This window comes from Wenyingzhuangia sp. 2_MG-2023 (genome assembly GCF_030548295.1).
GTDB lineage: Bacteria > Bacteroidota > Bacteroidia > Flavobacteriales > Flavobacteriaceae > Wenyingzhuangia.
Genome location: NZ_JAUOSB010000222.1, coordinates 1 through 231 on the forward strand (window position 1 = coordinate 1; position 231 = coordinate 231).

Annotated in this window: 1 protein-coding gene; it reads left to right on the plus strand. The window is 48.1% G+C overall.

Going from position 1 to position 231, the window contains the following annotated elements:
* Positions 1-231 (plus strand): hypothetical protein (locus Q4548_RS17100; RefSeq protein ID WP_303457310.1); only part of this gene is annotated, 231 nt, incomplete at both ends.

Below are 231 nucleotides of genomic sequence, written 5' to 3' on the forward strand. Positions count from 1 at the left end.
CTACGATCGTTAAATCTTCGCTTGATATTATTTCAGTTGATTGCGTGATTTTGAATCGCGATGATGTTTACATCTTTCTCACAGAACGCGCGGGCCGTCCGTTTGTGGTGGACCCAAAACTAGATGGGAACCCACTTATTCAAGCATGGCGATGTGTGGAGTTTACGTTCGGATGGATCGGGCCGGGAACATGGACATTTACGGCGGAATTTAAGGAGGTGGGGGGACGAT